22 protein-coding genes are annotated in these 15,858 nt (G+C 40.6%); 20 read left to right on the top strand and 2 right to left on the bottom strand.

Translation table 11 applies throughout. The features are described from left to right. Window positions 1–114 precede the first annotated feature (114 nt). Complete coding sequence (locus FTV03_RS05985) at window positions 115–831, top strand: MFS transporter (RefSeq protein WP_180040489.1); 717 nt, start codon at window positions 115–117, stop codon at window positions 829–831. A 3-nt stretch (window positions 832–834) separates the two neighbouring features. Continuing rightward, window positions 835–1,515 (top strand): hypothetical protein, encoded by a 681-nt coding sequence (locus FTV03_RS05980; RefSeq protein ID WP_180040488.1) that lies wholly within the window; start codon window positions 835–837, stop codon window positions 1,513–1,515. A gap of 58 nt (window positions 1,516–1,573) precedes the next feature. Here the strand turns inward: FTV03_RS05980 and FTV03_RS05975 are convergent, their stop codons facing one another. Further along, window positions 1,574–2,428 carry an SDR family oxidoreductase gene (locus FTV03_RS05975; RefSeq protein WP_180040487.1) on the bottom strand — a complete coding sequence of 285 codons (855 nt, stop codon included), beginning with the start codon at window positions 2,426–2,428 and terminating at the stop codon, window positions 1,574–1,576. A gap of 115 nt (window positions 2,429–2,543) precedes the next feature. Here FTV03_RS05975 and FTV03_RS05970 point away from each other — a divergent pair, with 115 nt between their 5' ends. The 17 genes from FTV03_RS05970 (at window position 2,544) to FTV03_RS05895 (ending at window position 14,902) form a co-directional block, all read left to right on the top strand. Further along, window positions 2,544–2,918 carry a helix-turn-helix domain-containing protein gene (locus FTV03_RS05970; protein ID WP_180040486.1) on the top strand — a complete coding sequence of 125 codons (375 nt, stop codon included), beginning with the start codon at window positions 2,544–2,546 and terminating at the stop codon, window positions 2,916–2,918. A gap of 213 nt (window positions 2,919–3,131) precedes the next feature. Beyond that, window positions 3,132–4,346 carry an Obg family GTPase CgtA gene (gene cgtA, locus FTV03_RS05965; protein WP_078190204.1) on the top strand — a complete coding sequence of 405 codons (1,215 nt, stop codon included), beginning with the start codon at window positions 3,132–3,134 and terminating at the stop codon, window positions 4,344–4,346. Between the two features lie 40 nt (window positions 4,347–4,386). Beyond that, window positions 4,387–5,520 carry a glutamate 5-kinase gene (proB, locus tag FTV03_RS05960; RefSeq protein ID WP_180040485.1) on the top strand — a complete coding sequence of 378 codons (1,134 nt, stop codon included), beginning with the start codon at window positions 4,387–4,389 and terminating at the stop codon, window positions 5,518–5,520. A gap of 191 nt (window positions 5,521–5,711) precedes the next feature. Beyond that, on the top strand, window positions 5,712–6,833 hold the full coding sequence (locus FTV03_RS05955) for a site-specific integrase (RefSeq protein ID WP_180040484.1): 1,122 nt from the start codon (window positions 5,712–5,714) through the stop codon (window positions 6,831–6,833). Next, on the top strand, window positions 6,833–7,432 hold the full coding sequence (locus FTV03_RS05950) for a hypothetical protein (protein ID WP_180040482.1): 600 nt from the start codon (window positions 6,833–6,835) through the stop codon (window positions 7,430–7,432). Before FTV03_RS05955 ends, FTV03_RS05950 begins: the two co-directional genes overlap by 1 nt. Window positions 7,433–7,534: 102 nt before the next feature. Continuing rightward, entirely contained in the window at window positions 7,535–7,810 is a 276-nt protein-coding gene (locus tag FTV03_RS05945) for an AlpA family transcriptional regulator (protein ID WP_100328749.1), read from the top strand. After that, a complete protein-coding gene (locus FTV03_RS05940) occupies window positions 7,807–8,025 on the top strand; it encodes a helix-turn-helix domain-containing protein (RefSeq protein ID WP_100328748.1) in 219 nt (72 codons plus the stop codon). The genes FTV03_RS05945 and FTV03_RS05940 overlap by 4 nt, the downstream gene beginning before the upstream one ends. Next, a complete protein-coding gene (locus tag FTV03_RS05935; protein WP_180040480.1) occupies window positions 8,022–8,276 on the top strand; it encodes a hypothetical protein in 255 nt (84 codons plus the stop codon). Before FTV03_RS05940 ends, FTV03_RS05935 begins: the two co-directional genes overlap by 4 nt. Beyond that, window positions 8,260–8,391, top strand: coding sequence for a hypothetical protein (locus tag FTV03_RS17915; RefSeq protein ID WP_257220692.1), 132 nt, complete (start codon window positions 8,260–8,262; stop codon window positions 8,389–8,391). The genes FTV03_RS05935 and FTV03_RS17915 overlap by 17 nt, the downstream gene beginning before the upstream one ends. Continuing rightward, the gene (locus FTV03_RS05930; RefSeq protein WP_180040478.1) at window positions 8,388–8,699 is read left to right on the top strand and encodes a hypothetical protein; all 312 of its coding nucleotides are present in this window, start codon (window positions 8,388–8,390) and stop codon (window positions 8,697–8,699) included. The genes FTV03_RS17915 and FTV03_RS05930 overlap by 4 nt, the downstream gene beginning before the upstream one ends. Further along, window positions 8,692–9,087 carry a hypothetical protein gene (locus FTV03_RS05925; protein ID WP_180040476.1) on the top strand — a complete coding sequence of 132 codons (396 nt, stop codon included), beginning with the start codon at window positions 8,692–8,694 and terminating at the stop codon, window positions 9,085–9,087. The genes FTV03_RS05930 and FTV03_RS05925 overlap by 8 nt, the downstream gene beginning before the upstream one ends. Next, window positions 9,084–11,234 (top strand): DUF3987 domain-containing protein, encoded by a 2,151-nt coding sequence (locus FTV03_RS05920; RefSeq protein WP_180040474.1) that lies wholly within the window; start codon window positions 9,084–9,086, stop codon window positions 11,232–11,234. The genes FTV03_RS05925 and FTV03_RS05920 overlap by 4 nt, the downstream gene beginning before the upstream one ends. A 508-nt stretch (window positions 11,235–11,742) precedes the next feature. Next, window positions 11,743–12,024 carry a hypothetical protein gene (locus FTV03_RS05915; RefSeq protein ID WP_180025165.1) on the top strand — a complete coding sequence of 94 codons (282 nt, stop codon included), beginning with the start codon at window positions 11,743–11,745 and terminating at the stop codon, window positions 12,022–12,024. Beyond that, window positions 12,021–13,133 carry a phage major capsid protein gene (locus FTV03_RS05910; protein ID WP_180040472.1) on the top strand — a complete coding sequence of 371 codons (1,113 nt, stop codon included), beginning with the start codon at window positions 12,021–12,023 and terminating at the stop codon, window positions 13,131–13,133. Before FTV03_RS05915 ends, FTV03_RS05910 begins: the two co-directional genes overlap by 4 nt. A gap of 61 nt (window positions 13,134–13,194) precedes the next feature. Beyond that, window positions 13,195–13,497, top strand: a complete 303-nt coding sequence (locus FTV03_RS05905) for an HNH endonuclease (RefSeq protein WP_180040470.1) — start codon at window positions 13,195–13,197, stop codon at window positions 13,495–13,497. An 80-nt stretch (window positions 13,498–13,577) separates the two neighbouring features. After that, a complete protein-coding gene (locus FTV03_RS05900; RefSeq protein ID WP_180040468.1) occupies window positions 13,578–13,898 on the top strand; it encodes a terminase small subunit in 321 nt (106 codons plus the stop codon). Between the two features lie 569 nt (window positions 13,899–14,467). Continuing rightward, on the top strand, window positions 14,468–14,902 hold the full coding sequence (locus FTV03_RS05895) for a GNAT family N-acetyltransferase (RefSeq protein WP_180040466.1): 435 nt from the start codon (window positions 14,468–14,470) through the stop codon (window positions 14,900–14,902). Between the two features lie 57 nt (window positions 14,903–14,959). Here FTV03_RS05895 and arsH read toward each other — a convergent pair whose 3' ends face one another. After that, entirely contained in the window at window positions 14,960–15,649 is a 690-nt protein-coding gene (gene arsH, locus FTV03_RS05890; RefSeq protein ID WP_180040464.1) for an arsenical resistance protein ArsH, read from the bottom strand. A 28-nt stretch (window positions 15,650–15,677) separates the two neighbouring features. On the opposite strand from arsH, the gene FTV03_RS05885 reads away from it, so the two are divergent. After that, on the top strand, window positions 15,678–15,858 hold a 181-nt coding region (locus FTV03_RS05885), incomplete at its 3' end, for a helix-turn-helix domain-containing protein (RefSeq protein WP_180040462.1).

Raw genomic sequence — 15,858 nt, 5'->3', positions numbered from 1 at the left:
TCAAGTTTTAAGTTGATGAAATTATTAAAGAATTAAATACAAAAAATTGCAAACTGGTTTGTATAATGTGTTCAAAATGAGACTGTAAAAAATAAAAAGCAAAAGGAATTTAGTTTGCAAGCAAAGCACATGCTCAGTGGATTGGCATTTATTGTGTTTGCTGCGCTCTGTGGTGTACTTATCGCCATTTGGGTGTTTAAGCACTTTAATATTTATATCCCGCTAGAAAATCAGAACGTCAATATTGACCTGCAAGAGCCGTTACAAGCCGAAGTCAAAATTCATGATGCCTTGGATGTGGACGTGACAGGGCGGGTGAATGCTGAAATTCCGATACATGAAAATTTAAATATTCCCTTAACTCAAACGCTGACACCACGGGTGTATTTTGATAATCAAGTCCCAATCAAGACCACGATTCCAGTACGTGAAACTTTGAAAGTGAATCAAAACCTTCCTGTGAATACCAAAGTGAAAGTTAAAGTCATGGGGCAGGATGTGACTTTGCCACTCAAAGGTGATATCCCGATACAATTGGATATTCCAGTGAATATGAATGTGCCTTTGGAGCAAAAAGTACATTTAAAATTTGATGCGCCAGTCAAAACCGTGCTGAAAGAAAACCTACATATTCCACTGAATGCAAATTTAAAAACCAACATTCCTATTGAAGGTAATTTGAATGTTCCAATTAAAACGGCATTAAAAGCGACAGTGGATGTGCAAAATACGTTGCCCGTTCAAATTAAAAAGGGTGAATTGGTGATTCCACTAAAAACAATGCGACTCAATAGAGAGCATGCCAAAACTGAAGCGATAGCTCAGGAGTAAGTCATGTGGATATTTCAATCGGCGAAGCGCATCATTTTGAGTTTTATCGCAGTTGCGTTATTGGTTGCGCTGCTATTTTGGTTGTATTTAAATATTTATGCGTCGATGCAAGTACGTGCAAAAAATGCTGATATTCAATTGTCGCATTCACTACCCACCAAAATTTCCGTTGGCAATTATTTGCAAACGCAGTCTATTGGGACGTTGGATACGCAGATTGCTTTAGATCGGAAGCTGCAACTACCCTTGAAGGGAAAATATCTGGCAGATTTGCAGTTTAGTGTAGAGGTTCCCATCTCTGTGGATATTGATTATTCCACCAATATTCAAATTAACCAGACGATGCCACTTGAGGCGACCACAGATTTGGTGATTAAAAATAAACTCGTGCCGAAATTTCCGTTAAAAATGGATATTCCTGTCAAGTTAGATGTGCCTTTTCATTTGAAAAGAACCTATAACATTCCTATTCGAATAAATTTTAATGGTCCAGTGTATTTTGAGTTTAATGAAAAAGTCGATTTGCATGTGGTACATCAGTTTGCACCACAACTCAAACTCAATGACCCGATGACCATGCGAAAAATCGCAACCTTTAATGCCACGATGTATAACGCAGAGCGAAATACCAAGGCAAATTTAGATATGAATATGGATTTGCCGATAAAAAATGTACATCCATAAGCGTGATTCAACTCAAAAAAAAGCCCAAATCAATTCGGGCTTTTTTGTTGGTTTGATCTTATTTTAAAGCAGCTTCAACAGCACTACGTAGAGAAGTGGTTGGGTGACCGAGTAACTGTTCCAAGTCCTTACGATCACTTTGCATTGCACCGTCAATGCTGTTGATATCAGCATCGACGATCACATCTACAAGACCAGCAGGTAAGCCAGCTTGTAATAGGCCTTGTGTGTAGTCTTCTGCAGTTAAATTTTGATAGTGAACATTTTGACCTGAAACTTGCTGTAGGGTTTCAGCAAGCTGTGCCAAGGTGAAACTGTCTGAGCTTGCAAGTTCATAGGTTTTATTCTCATGACCAGAGCTTGTAAGTACTTTTGCAGCTGCTTCGGCATAGTCAGCACGGGTCGCTGCATTAATTTTTCCATCCTTTGCTGCACCAAATAAGGTACCTGTTTCAACCACATGCCCAGCAGCAGCAAGATAGTTTTCGACATACCAGTTATTTCGTAAGAAGGTATAGCTTAAACCACTAGCTTGAATCAGACTTTCTGTTTCACGATGCTCTTGAGATAAACCCAATGGCGATGTATCGGCACGTAACAGGCTGGTATAAGCAATATATGGAACTTTTGCTTCTACAACAGCATCAATTACGGCTTTGTGTTGTGGAGTACGACGACCAATTTCATTGGCAGAAATGAGTAATAATTTATCGACACCTTGTAGTGCAGGAACCAGTGTATCTGGTTGATCATAGTCAAAATGACGAAGTTCGATGCCTTGAGCTTGTAGAGATGCTGCTTTTTCTGGTGAGCGAACTAAAGCGATGATGTTTTCGGCCGCGGTTTCTTTCAATAAAAATTGAAGGACCAATTGGCCTAGTTGACCTGTTGCACCTGTAATTGCGATTTTCATATTTAAACCCTCTGATTGTTGAATAAATAATCTTGATGGTTGAATCTTAATCTGCTAACTTACTAAATGTAAGTACGTACCAAAAAGTAAGTTAGTGACTTTGAGGAAAGATTTAATGAACACATACGCTACAAGTAAATTATTAGGTCAAGTTTTATCCACGGACTGTCCTTCTCGAGAAATATTGGAACATCTCACCAATAAATGGTCAGTATTAGTTTTGCGTTGTTTGACTGAAGGGGTACACCGTTTTAGTGAACTTAGGCAGCGGATCGAAGGGGTGAGCGAAAAGATGCTGGCTCAAACGCTGAAAATGCTCGAGCAAGATGGTTTTATCTTACGGACAGTCTATCCAGTCGTGCCACCCAAAGTTGAATATCAACTGACTTTAATGGGCTCGCAGGCTGCAGAAAAATTAATGCATCTGATTGGTTGGGTTGAACGAACCTTGCCTGAAATTATTGAAGCCAAGGAAAATGCACGTAAATAGCTTTCAGAAATGGGGAGTGAAATTCGTTTGCCATTTATCAAAGGTATTTTGATGATGAGCTAAAGATTTTCGAGCGAGGTGCGGATTTTCCTAAAAATTTGCATCAGCACCAAGATGAATGAAATTTATAGTATTGCTGAATAATATTGTTCGAGAAATTCTTTAAAATATGGCAGAATAAGCGGTTTTAAAGTTTTTAGAGGATTGGCAAACATGCGCTTTGTTGATGAAGCAGTCATTACCGTAGAGGCTGGCGACGGTGGCAATGGCGTAGCCAGTTTTCGCCGTGAAAAATTCGTACCATTTGGTGGTCCAGATGGTGGTGATGGTGGTCGTGGCGGTAACGTATACGTTCAAGCCGACAACGACACAAGTACCCTAGTAGATTATCGTTATACACGTAAATTCCGTGCAGAACGTGCTAAAAATGGTCGTGGAGCGAACTGCTCAGGCCGTGGCGGTGAAGATACCGTATTGCTCGTTCCAGTGGGCACAACAATTGTAGATACAGAATCTGGCGATATCATCGGCGACTTAGTGGCTGACGGTCAGCGTGTGTTAGTGGCAGCAGGTGGTGAAGGTGGTTTGGGGAATACTCACTTCAAATCTTCAACCAACCGTTCTCCACGTAAATGTACACACGGCTCAAAAGGCGAATATCGTGAAATTCGTCTTGAATTAAAAGTACTCGCAGACGTTGGTTTGTTGGGTATGCCAAATGCAGGTAAATCAACCTTTATCCGTGCAGTTTCAGCAGCAAAACCAAAAGTTGCAGATTATCCATTTACCACTATGGTGCCAAACCTAGGTGTGGTTGATGCCGATAGTCACCGTTCATTTGTAATGGCGGATATTCCAGGTCTAATCGAAGGTGCGGCAGAAGGTGCAGGTCTAGGTATTCGATTCCTGAAACACTTGGCACGTACACGTATTTTATTACACATCGTAGATGTTCAACCGATTGATGGTTCTGACCCTGCGTACAATGCAAAAGCAATTTTGGAAGAGTTGAAAAAATTCTCCCCAACGCTTTCAAAATTACCTGTTGTATTGGTACTCAATAAAGTAGACCAATTGGCGGCTGAAACGCGTGATGAATGGTGTGATCACATTCTCGAAGAGTTGCAGTGGAAAGGCCCTGTATTCAAAACTTCAGGTTTAACATTTGAAGGTACTAAAGACGTTGTGTACTACCTGATGGATCAAATTGAAGAACAGCGCGAACGAGAAACTGAAGATCCTGAATATGCTGCAGAAGTTAAAGCGTTCCGTGATCAGCTTGAAGCTGAAACACGTGAGCAAACGCTTGCTGCGAAAGAAGCATATCGTGAAATGCGTCGTCAACAACGTCTGGCAGGTCAAGGTGAAGACTTTGATGATGAATTTGAAGACGGTGATGATGAGGCAGAATCGTACTACGTACGTTAATTGCTGAATAAGTGTCAAAGCAAACAAGTCTGAGGACAAGATGATAGAAGTGGTAGATGGGCAACGTCAGCTCAAGGGTTGTAAACGTATCGTTGTTAAAATCGGATCATCACTACTCACAGCAAACGGAAAAGGGTTAGATCTGGATGCAATCTCGCATTGGGCGGGACAAATTGCAGAACTACACAATGCAGGGCACGAGATCATTCTTGTGTCTTCCGGTGCTGTGGCTGAAGGGATGGTTCGAATGAATCTGGACAGCCGACCCACAGATCTACCCAGTCTTCAGGCTTGCGCAGCCATTGGACAAATGGGTTTAATACATACTTGGTCAAGCGTTTTAGAACAATGTTCTATTCGTACAGCTCAAGTTTTATTAACCCATGATGATTTGGCTGACCGTCGTCGTTATTTAAACTCTTGTGATGCCTTGCAGCATTTGATTGATTGGCGTGTGATTCCTGTGATCAATGAAAATGACACAGTGTCGACTGACGAAATCCGCTTTGGCGATAACGATACTTTAGCTGCGATGGTGGCTGGACAGGTTCATGCAGACCTCTTGGTGATTCTAACTGACCAAGAAGGCATGTTCGACTCTGACCCTCGTTCCAATCCAGACGCAAAACTGTTTCATACAGTACGCGCAATGGATGAATCATTATTCGATATGGCTGGTGGCGGCGGTAAATTCGGTCGTGGCGGTATGTTGACCAAAGTTCGTGCGGCACGTTTAGCAGCCAAGTCTGGTTGTCCAACAGTCATTGCGAGCGGCGATAGCGATAATGTGCTTTCACGTGTGATGGCAGGTGAATTACTAGGTACCTTATTCATTACGGACAATGACCGTGTGACAGCCCATCAACAATGGTTAGCTGCACATTTACAAACAGCGGGTCGTTTAGTAATTGATGATGGCGCAGTCAAAGCCATTCGTGATAATCACCGCAGTTTATTACCTGTCGGTGTGAAAGCTGTTGAAGGGCATTTCGAACGTGGTGATGTGGTGGAATGTGTCGATACACAAGGTCATCGTGTTGCCGTCGGTCGTGTAAACTTCAGTTCACGTTCGGCAGAAATCGTCAAAGGTTTGGCCTCAGATAAAGTTCATCAAGTTTTAGGGGAAGCCCGATCACTTGAAATGATCCATCGCAATCATATGGCTATTTATTAGTAAAAACATGCACTTACTTGCAGTGTATAAAACACTATGAAAGTGATTGAAAATCAATATTTTTATATCATTTTGTACTGTTAGGCAATAACAAGTAATTTCATTGAAACACCGTACACATGGAGGTTAAACTGGAGGCTAAATCAGTCTAACCTCTTTTTTTATGTGGTTCTAACCTCCATAGGTGTGCAATGCTTACTAAACAACAGATTGAAGCCATAAAACCAAAAGAAAAGCTGTTTAAAATCAGTGATGGCGACATGCTTTATATATTCACCTCTCCAACTGGAAAGAAAGTCTGGAAGGTGCTTTATACGCTTGATGGGAAAAAAGGGACTATCACAATAGGCGAGTATCCGCTTATCTCTATTAAAGAAGCACGATTGAAACGTGATGAAATAAAAATCATGCTGGCCAGTGGCATAAGTCCAGGTCAGAAAAAGAAAGAAGAAAAGCAAAAGCAGCTTGAAGGCATGAGCTTTAGAGAGTTGATTGAATCTTATAGGGATGTTGTAGCTCCCACTCATAAAGGATATATACAGGAAGTTGCTTCTCTCAACTTATTTATCAGGTTATTTCCTAAACTTATGCAGAAGCCAGTTAGCCAGGTGGATCAGCTCAATATGATTGAGTTGAGAAATGAACGCCTGAAGATGGTCAAGGCTGCAACAGTTAAGAGAGATTTAGGCTTGCTGGGTAGTGTGTTCAAATATGCACGACAGGAGCTTCGTATCATCACAGGTTCGCCATTGACTGATATTTCAAAACCAAGCGAATCAGATCATAGGGACAGGCGCATCTCTCAGAATGAAATAGATCAGATTCTAAAAGCATTCAGTTATCACCCAACATTCCAACCAGTGAATAAAAAACAACAGACCGCCTGGGCATTCTTATTTGCTATCGAAACGGCAATGAGAGCCAGCGAAATCGTTGGTATGAAATGGATGAATATCACTGATGATTATGTGCTTTTGCCTGATACAAAAAACGGTAGTTCGCGGAAGGTTCCGCTCTCCATGAAAGCAAAAGAATTGTTGGAGTTGATGAAGGGAATCCATGAAGAAACAGTTTGTACTCTCACAAGTGCAAATACTTTATCGAGCTACTTTTGGCAGGTCGTTACTGAAAAACTAAAAATTGAAGATTTAAATTTCCACGATACCAGGCATGAGGCCACCACAAGGCTATCCCAAAAGCTACCAGTTCAAGACTTGGCAAAAGTCACAGGACATAAAGATTTAAAAACGCTGATGAAGTATTACAACCCAACTGCTACAGAGCTGGCGAATAAAATTAATGGGGTGGGGTGATGGCTAAAAAAAGAGAAAAACAATGTGATGGCGGTGTTTTGAATACCTCTATATCTGAGCAGAGCTTATATTTATTTGATGGCTTGAATATTGATAAGCAATCTTTTTTGGATGATGTTGGCATAATTCTAGGTAGATCAAAACTAGATATTCAGGTCAGAGAAACAAGGAATTCAGCGCAGGAGGATGTTATCCACCTTGAGAAAATGGAGAGATTAATTAAAAATTTAGTTGATGAAATTAACCTAACATCATTAAATCAAAATGCTTATATGCTTGAAGCCTGGTACAAGATGGGGCTAAGTAGCTTACTTGATGAAGAATTAAAATCCTCATTAATTAAATATCAATGCTCAATTATTTACTCAAAAGAAGAAATCAAAAAATATTCTAATTTAAAGGGAAGAAATACAAATCATATTGAGGCTAATCTTATCTGCACAATAAATTTTCTTTTTGAAAAGTGTAAAACTGGCAAGGTTAAGGCTGAAGATAAATATAGTTTTATTAGTGATTTTTTACGGTTAAATCAAATACCAACAGTACCAAAAGATATTGATAAGATTAGAAAAATTATAAGTAAAAATAAAAACAGGTAGTTATTCAACTTAAAGAGGCTGATTTTCTGCCCTGATGCACAAATCTTAGAAAAACGACACTGCACCTATGCAATAACGCATAACGTAATAGAAAGGTGCAGTATGCAAACACGCGAACAATTCTATCGAGCTAAACAAATCGCTTCAGCTCCAGCTACTCCCGAAAAAATCCACGTTTATAAGACTGGCGAAAATGCTGGAAAAACCCGAAAACTAAATGCCAAGCCAGCACGACAAGGCATTTTGCCAATCTCAGAAAAAACTCTATGGACTTGGACGCGTGAAGGTAAATTTCCGCAGCCGATCCGCATGGGTGGCAATGTCACTGTCTGGAGAGCTTCAGACGTTCAGAAATGGATTGAGGAGCAATCAGCATGAACAGCACTCAATTAAAACAAGTCCTGGCACACCTCAAGCAAGGCAAAACTATCTCCCAGGCTGAAGCTATCGACCTTTTTAACTGCTACCGCCTGAGCGCAATTATTCAGCGTTTACGGTGTGCAGGTTACGACATTGTGACCCACTACGAGCGCAATAATTCAGGCATTGGCCGACATGCACGGTATGAGCTTATTAAAGAGGTGGCGGCATGAAAGATATTGTATTGGCTTCATATCGCACTAACACCGAGGCAGATATTGAGGCGGATTTAATCGTAAACAATGATGCTTGTAGTTTTATCGAACTAATCACTGTAGGTGGTGGAGTTCAGGCCATTGATGAAGGTATCGAGCAGCTCATGCAAAACCATCAAGCTACTGGCGTTGTGGCGTTACATGGTGAAAGCCTGAAACAGCTCATTGATGCTTTTTTAAGTGAGGTCGGCCATGAAAACCAATCATAAGCACTATCTGAAATCACTTGTTGAATACATGAAGCCACTGGCAGCAGAAAGCCACTATTTTAAAAACTTCAAATTATCCCAGCAGCACCAGGGCATTAAAGGCGGGAAAAAATGAAACTATTTGAAAAATTCACATTGCAAAGACCTGATCATATTGGTTATAGTTCTCTTGCTTTGAGCAAAATCTCAAAGTTAGCTTTGGTCGGCTATATTTCAAAAGGCGCATATAGTCCGCTTCGGGCTTTTTTTATGCGTAATATCTCTATGCGTTCGCATGTTATGGCGGAGCTGGAGGGGGACACTTTCGAGTGTGCTGGTAACCTTTTGAGCCAGTCGACCAACCCCTTTCAGCTTTGCCACCATAATTACTTGGTCGTAATTGGCAGAGCTCCAAAATCAAAAGGAGCGCATTCTCATGCCTAATCAAATCAATAAAACAGCTCAAAACTTTTTAGAAAATTCTCAAGTGATTATTGAATCACTGGAAGGTACATTACTTCGCCTATATGTGAGCTATGACCAGCACGATATATCCGATGCCAAAGCAAAGGCGATGCTTGAAGTATGCGAAACGCTGGCAAATGCTGCTTTAGAAGATATTGAAAGCGCAAGCGCAAAAACAATACTAGACATCTCAATGATTGTTAGCCTTGCTACTGGCATTTTATACACGCTTGAAGAACTGGCGCATTTAAACCTAGCAAAAGGCCATACAGCAGCAGCTATAAACGGATTAACTCTAGTTTGTAGCACATTAAATGAATTGCTAGAAACTGCGGTGAATTATGTGATGAAAGGGGGTGCAGTATGAATGCAAAAATCCCTTGTGATAAAACTATAGATATGTTTGGCGGTGCTGCTCCCTTAGCAGTCAGCACCGATCCAGTGACAGGTAATATAACTGAATATCATTCGATTGAAGATTTTACGACAGGCTGTATTGATGAGCGCAATCTCAAAGTTAAGCCTGAGAGTTATATTTACTCTAAATTGCCGGATTATAACTGCGAAGAATGTGAAGCACTCCCCTTGGTTAATCCTAATGAATTGACTGAAGTCATAGGGTATGGAATCAGAGGCACAGCTAAAAAGTACGATATTAGTCAGACACCATGCAAAGAGATTGATTCTAAAAAAATATCATTCTCTATTGGTAGAGCTGGAATATTCGCAAGCAACACAAATAATAAATATATGCCGTATGTTCTAGGTACAGACAATATAGATTTATTTGTGAAACTTGCTAAGGCTGGGGAGGCCGTTGTGCTTCATAAAGATATTGATGCAGCGTATCAGATTATAAACAATGGTATGCCTGAAACAATATTTAAAATGATGGTGGGCTTTAATCTATCTCAACAGAATCAGGATTTATTTGTTCAGGTGAATGATAGTTTTAAAACACTTCCACCAAATCAGATAAAGCAATTTTTCCTTGATAAAAAACAGCAGATCGAAAAATCAATCGAATCTGACCTAATCGCACAGCCTCAAGTTGAGGAGATGCCAGTGGATCGGAGAGCTGAAAAGCTGGATAACTGGCAAGCTCCAATAAACCTGAGAAATGACACTCTCATTCAATCAAAACCTTATCCTATTGATGAGCTACCGGAAGTCGTGAGGAATGCAATTCTTGCAACCGCTGAATATGTGCAAGCTCCAATTGCAATGGCTGCTCAATGTGTTTTAGCCAGTATTTCATTTTTAGCACAAGGTAAGGTTAATGCACCCAAAGAAACCAACAGGGAGGGTATGCCAGCCTCCTTATTCTTTTTAACGGAAGGCGGTAGCGGTGGACGTAAATCATCATGTCAAAAGTTGGTTGAATTGCCTATTAGAGAGCATGAGCGACAGCAGTATGAGGAATACAGAAAAAATTTAGAGGATTGGAATGCGAGATCAAAAACAGTTGAATCCAAAGAGTTCGCGCAGTGGGCTTTAGATAATCCAAGACCAACCGATCCGACCAGTATTTTCTCCGACATTACTATTGAAACCTTGACCAAGTTTTATATTAAAGGAATTGTGAAAAATGCTTCATTGAGTAGCGATGAGGCTGGACAGTTCTTTGATGGTCACACAATGAAGGGCGACACGGCCAAAAGTGCGTTAGGTGCATTTACCAAACTATTTGATGATGGCTATTGTCAGAGAAACCGCGCTTCATCTGATGACAACGGAACGGCCTATGATGTTCGCCTAACCTTCAACCTACTTGGGCAACGTGCTGTACTGGCTGGAGCTTTAAACGATCCGACATTAAGAGGACAGGGCTTTTTGCCTCGATTCATTTTAACTGCTCCAGAGAGTATTGCTGGGCAGCGGACGCATACAGTTGAATTTAGACAAAAGCTAAAAAATTCACACAATGACCCTCGATTAACTAAATTTTGGAATCGTTGTAGAGATATTTTAAAAGATGAGCTACCGGTTCTTTTGAATGAATCGGGAGAAGTTCCGTACTTTCCAGTTATGCAGCTATCCAGTGAAGCCGAGTTGCTGGAGCTTGAATTTTACAATGAGTGTGAGATTTTGCAGGGTAGCGGAAAACAGTTTGAATTTATGCAGCCTTTTGCCAGTCGTGCAAATGAGCTTGCCAGACGTTTAGGTGCTGTCCTGGCTTACTTTGAAAACAAGTCTGAAATTGATTCTGAAATCATGCAGGCAGCTTGTGCCGTTATTAGACATTCTTTGTCTGAGTGGTTCCGATATTCAGATATTGAAGTGGCTGATGAAAGTGATTCTGAGAAGCTGATCAAGTACCTTTTAACCAAATGCAAAAAGGACAAAACCAACCGATTGCAAAGAACGGTAGCAATGAAAGGCGCACCACTTCAAATAAGAAAAGCGAAGGAATTTGATCCTTGTTTGAATGAGCTGATTGAGTTTAATTATGTGCGACTGGTGACAATTAACCGCTCCAATTACATTGAATTAAATCCGGCATTGCTGAAATAGTTGCGATTTTGCGATTTATGGCTGAAACCCTTATGGCATAAGGTTATCCATGTCGCAAAGGGTGTGCGATTCCAATGCGGAGTATGCGAAATGATCCGATATACTCCGCACATGTCGCATACGAATCGCAAGAGCAATGCGAAGCGGAAAGATAGACAGGGCAAGGCTTGCAAGGAAAAATCGCAAAATCGCATAATTTGCAGAGAGTTCACAAAACAATGACACAAAAAAAGGTCCCTAATGCGAGTCGGGGACCTTTTTCGTTACAGCAAATCAATTTCAACAGCTCAATAACATTTTAAGAGATAGATATTTAGAGGACATCATTCCTCCAAAAAATGCTTTGATGATTTACTATACATAACTTATTTATATGATTCAAACTAAAATATATTAATAATAAAAAATAATGTATTAATTTAATTTAAATAACTTAAAGTTTGACATTGTGCTAAATGATGGCTAGTGTTGGTAACAAGTTACTAACAAAAGAATTTAGGGGGCTTGAGTGAATCAGGCGAATAAAAGCAGTTTAAGAGTTCGGAAGAAACGCCAGCTTGATGCTGCAAAGGTGAAGTTTTTTGATGAGCATGGCGGAGCGATTCTGTTAGCACTTCAAACAGCCAACCATGCAAAAGAAAGCGAGATTAAGCAATTAAAGTCAGAAGCCGTTGAGCGCGAACGGATCATGAAGGAGCAGGCTGAATTGAATGCCCTCATGGATGCTGCTTTATATGTAAATGCTCGTTTACGTGAAATTAAACAAATGTTTGAAGGTGAAAAGAAATGACAGATTTATCTCAAATCGAAATTTTAGCCAAAGAGTTTAAAAACCAGGTTGATGCTATTAAGGGCGATACGGCAGAACTAAAGGCCGTTGTTCTGGAATTAGAGCAAAAGGGCGCACGTCGTCAAGGTGGTAGTTTGTTTGAAGAAAAGTCAGGAAGTAAGGCACTTAAAAAGATTATTGAATCTGACCAGGTGAAGTCCTACCGTGACAAACAGGCAAGCGCGGTTACAGTCACAAGTAATTTTGAGATTAAAGCACTCACTACTGAAGGCTTGGGAATTGTTGGTTCCACTGGATATGACACCCAAGCGCAGCGCGACCCAGAGGCGATCCGCTTTATTCAGAAGCCGACTACGCTTATTGATGCCTTGCGAGTGATTCCAGTATCGAGTGCCTCGTATGAATATGTAAAATTAAAATCCACATATGAAAATGCAGCAGACTATCAGACGCTAGAAGGTGATACCAAAGCCGAGCAATCAATTCCAACTGAGGCGAAATCGGTAACGCATCGTACAATTGCAGTGACCACAATTGTTTCTAATCAAGTTATTTCGGACAATAACAGTTTACAGGCTACAATTATCTCCCTCTTGGGTGGTGGTGTGCTGCAAAAGTTAGAGCGTGAAATTGTACAAGGTGATGGCACTGGCTCAAGTATTGAAGGCTTTGCAAAACACGCGAAAGCACATGAAGCTGAAGCAGGGACCTTGCTGGTTGATGCAATCGGTGAAGCGCGAGCAGAAGCCAAAGAAGCAGGATTGCAGCCAAGTGTTGTAGTTGTGAATCCAGTAACACTGCAACAGATGGTAGGCGTGAAGCAAGATGGTGGCGGTTATGTTCTATCAAGCAACGGCCTCCCTGGCTTGTCGGATATGTGGACGCTACGAATTATCGAAAGTGCAGCTTGTCCGCGCGATGAGGCTTATGTGCTGGACATGGAGCAAATCGCAGTCCTAGACCGTGAACAGCTTACAATCAAGATTGATGATATGACCCTAATGGATCAGAACATGACCCGAATCCGTGTGGAGCTACGAGCATCGTTTGCAAACTTCATTGATGGTGCAATCGTGAAGGTGACAGTAGCAGCTCCAGTGGGTCCGTAAATCAAACTGTAATATAGAAAAAGGGGCGTTATAGCCTCTTTTTTTTATTTAGGATAGAACAATGGCAAAACTACCAACATTAAAACCAAGATTACAGACATTAAAGACAAGCCAGCCCATAAGCAATGTGACTGCCAATAAGCGAAATCGTGGCAGATCATGGCGCAAGTTACGATTAGAAGTTTTATTAAGAGATAAATATACATGCCAGCACTGCGGACTGGTCAGCATAAGTTTAGAAGTGGACCATACGATCCCGTTGTTTTTAGGTGGAACGGATGCAATGAGTAATTTAAAAAGTTTATGTGTGGATTGCCACAAGGTTAAAACCAGTCAGGAGAATACAGTGGGTGGGGGCTTTTGATTGTTAAAATGAAGCCTATTTTACGGATACCGCGCCCTCCACATTCGCAAAAAAAACTGCCTTTTTAGGAATGTTTACCGATGGAGCTAACCAAGAAAAAACAGAAATTTATTGAAGGTATCAGGCAAGGCATGAATCAAAAGGAGGCTGCTATTTATGCCGGATGTCCTGAAAAATCAGCAAAGCAGCAAGGTTATAGGCTGATGCAAGATATACAGGTGAAGTTTTACCTGGAGAGAGATATACAACCTAAAAATATTAACATTCCAGAGATTATTAACAATTCAACCGATCCGCTTGAGTTGCTCAGTCAATTTATGAATGATGAGCTGGTGGATATGCACACCAGATTAGAGATAGCTATATTTTTACTGCCTTATTTCCACTCAAAACACGCCTGAATTGACTATTTATTAAACTTGATGTATTCGCGTACGCGCGCGCACAAGGGTGCTAATTTTTGGTTTTAGGGCTTAAAATCCCAATAGAATTAAGATGAGTTTAGCAGGCCGGTTCCTTATCTTTGATGTGCTGAAGAACAACAACCCCCCCCGATGGTCAAGATGACCATACCTGAGCCACCACATAGGGGAGTAGCTTATTTAAAAACCTGAAATCCTCAACTTCGGCAATGCACACGCGACTGGATGCACGTATCTGCAATCGAAAGTATTTCGTGATTTTTTAGAGTGTGGGAGGTTAGGCTGGAGGTTAAAATTTAATACCTAAAATAAAATATAATAAAAACATAATGTTAAGCATTGAATAAATCGCAATCATATGGCGATTTACTAAATTGAAAATCAAAATCCTGCTTCCGAGCGGGATTTTTTATGGCATGCCATTTGAATATAACGATAAAAATAGTAATAAGACGAGAAGAATATGAGCGAAATTCAATATTTAAACATTCAAGATCTAAAAGATGAGCAGGCTCAACTGTGTGAATTATTGGCACAATGTGTGCAAGATGGTGCATCACTGGGTTTTTTTAGCTAAAGAATCTAAGTCGCACTATGATGAATATTGGTCTGCTGTGACAAAGGATATTCAAAAGCATAAAACCTTTTTGTGGACGGCGCTACAAAGCGGTGAAATTGTGGGCACAGTACAATTGGTTCGTGCCACCAAAGCCAATGCACTGCATCGTGCTGAGATTGAAAAACTTATGGTGCATCCAAAGGTACGTCAGCAAGGCATTGCTCACCAACTATTCACACTTGCAGAAGATAAAGCAAAACACTTGAACTTGAAATTACTTGTACTTGATACGCGTACAGGCGATGCCTCTGAAAAGCTATATGAAAAATTTAACTTTATAAAAGCTGGGATCATTCCGCAATTTGCATTGAGCCATACAGGTACAATAGATTCAACGACATTATTTTATAAATTATTAGTTTAAGTTGAAACGGATGGATATTTTAGACCAAAACTCCTGCACAGATGCAGGAGTTTTTCATTAAAGGTTCTTTTGATTAACTCGTTTAGAGAGTTCTTCCGCACTTTCAACTCGTTCAGAATAGCGATCTGTGAGGTAGGCAGATTGACCACGTGTGAGTAGGGTAAATTTGTATAATTCCTCCATCACATCGACAATGCGAATGTAATAGGAGGAAGGTTTCATGCGATCATTTTCATCAAACTCTAAAAATGCTTTTGCAACGGAAGATTGATTTGGAATCGTGATCATCCGCATCCAACGCCCAAGGATGCGCATTTGGTTAACAGCATTAAAAGATTGCGAACCACCACTGACTTGCATTAACGCCAGCGTTTTACCTTGAGTAGCACGAATGGCACCTGCCGCTAAAGGAATCCAATCAATTTGTGCTTTCAATATAGAGCTCATCGCACCATGTCGTTCTGGCGAACACCAAACCATGCCTTCTGACCATGTAAGCAATTCATGTAATTCCTGAACTTTGGGATGTGATGTTTCAGCATCTTCAGGCAGAGGAAGACCTTTAGGATGAAAGATTTTGACTTCTGCACCAAAATGTTCAAGGATTCGACCCGCCTCCAATACCGTTAGGCGGCTAAATGAGCGTTCACGGTTAGAGCCATATAGCAGCAGAATGCGTGGCGGATGTTCAAGTGCTTTAGCTTGAACTTGTTCAAAACGCGGTGTTTCAAGTAGATCTATAGCCAAATCCTAAAAACTATAGAACAATAGAGATATGGGATATTCAAAAGATTTTAAAGATAAAGTCATAGAAATTATGATTCGAGATGAAATGTCTGTGCGAAAAGCAGCACAGCATTTTAACATCTGTATACAGACGATTCAGAACTGGAAAAAGTCCACTACAAACAAACCTATTCCTGGCCGTCCAGCTAAAATTAGCAGAGAGCAAATAT

The sequence above is a fragment of the Acinetobacter sp. YH12218 genome, from assembly GCF_013417925.1.
Classification (GTDB): domain Bacteria; phylum Pseudomonadota; class Gammaproteobacteria; order Pseudomonadales; family Moraxellaceae; genus Acinetobacter; species Acinetobacter amyesii.
The sequence above is the reverse complement of the archived record's forward strand: the minus strand, read 5'-3'. Positions and strand labels throughout refer to the sequence as shown.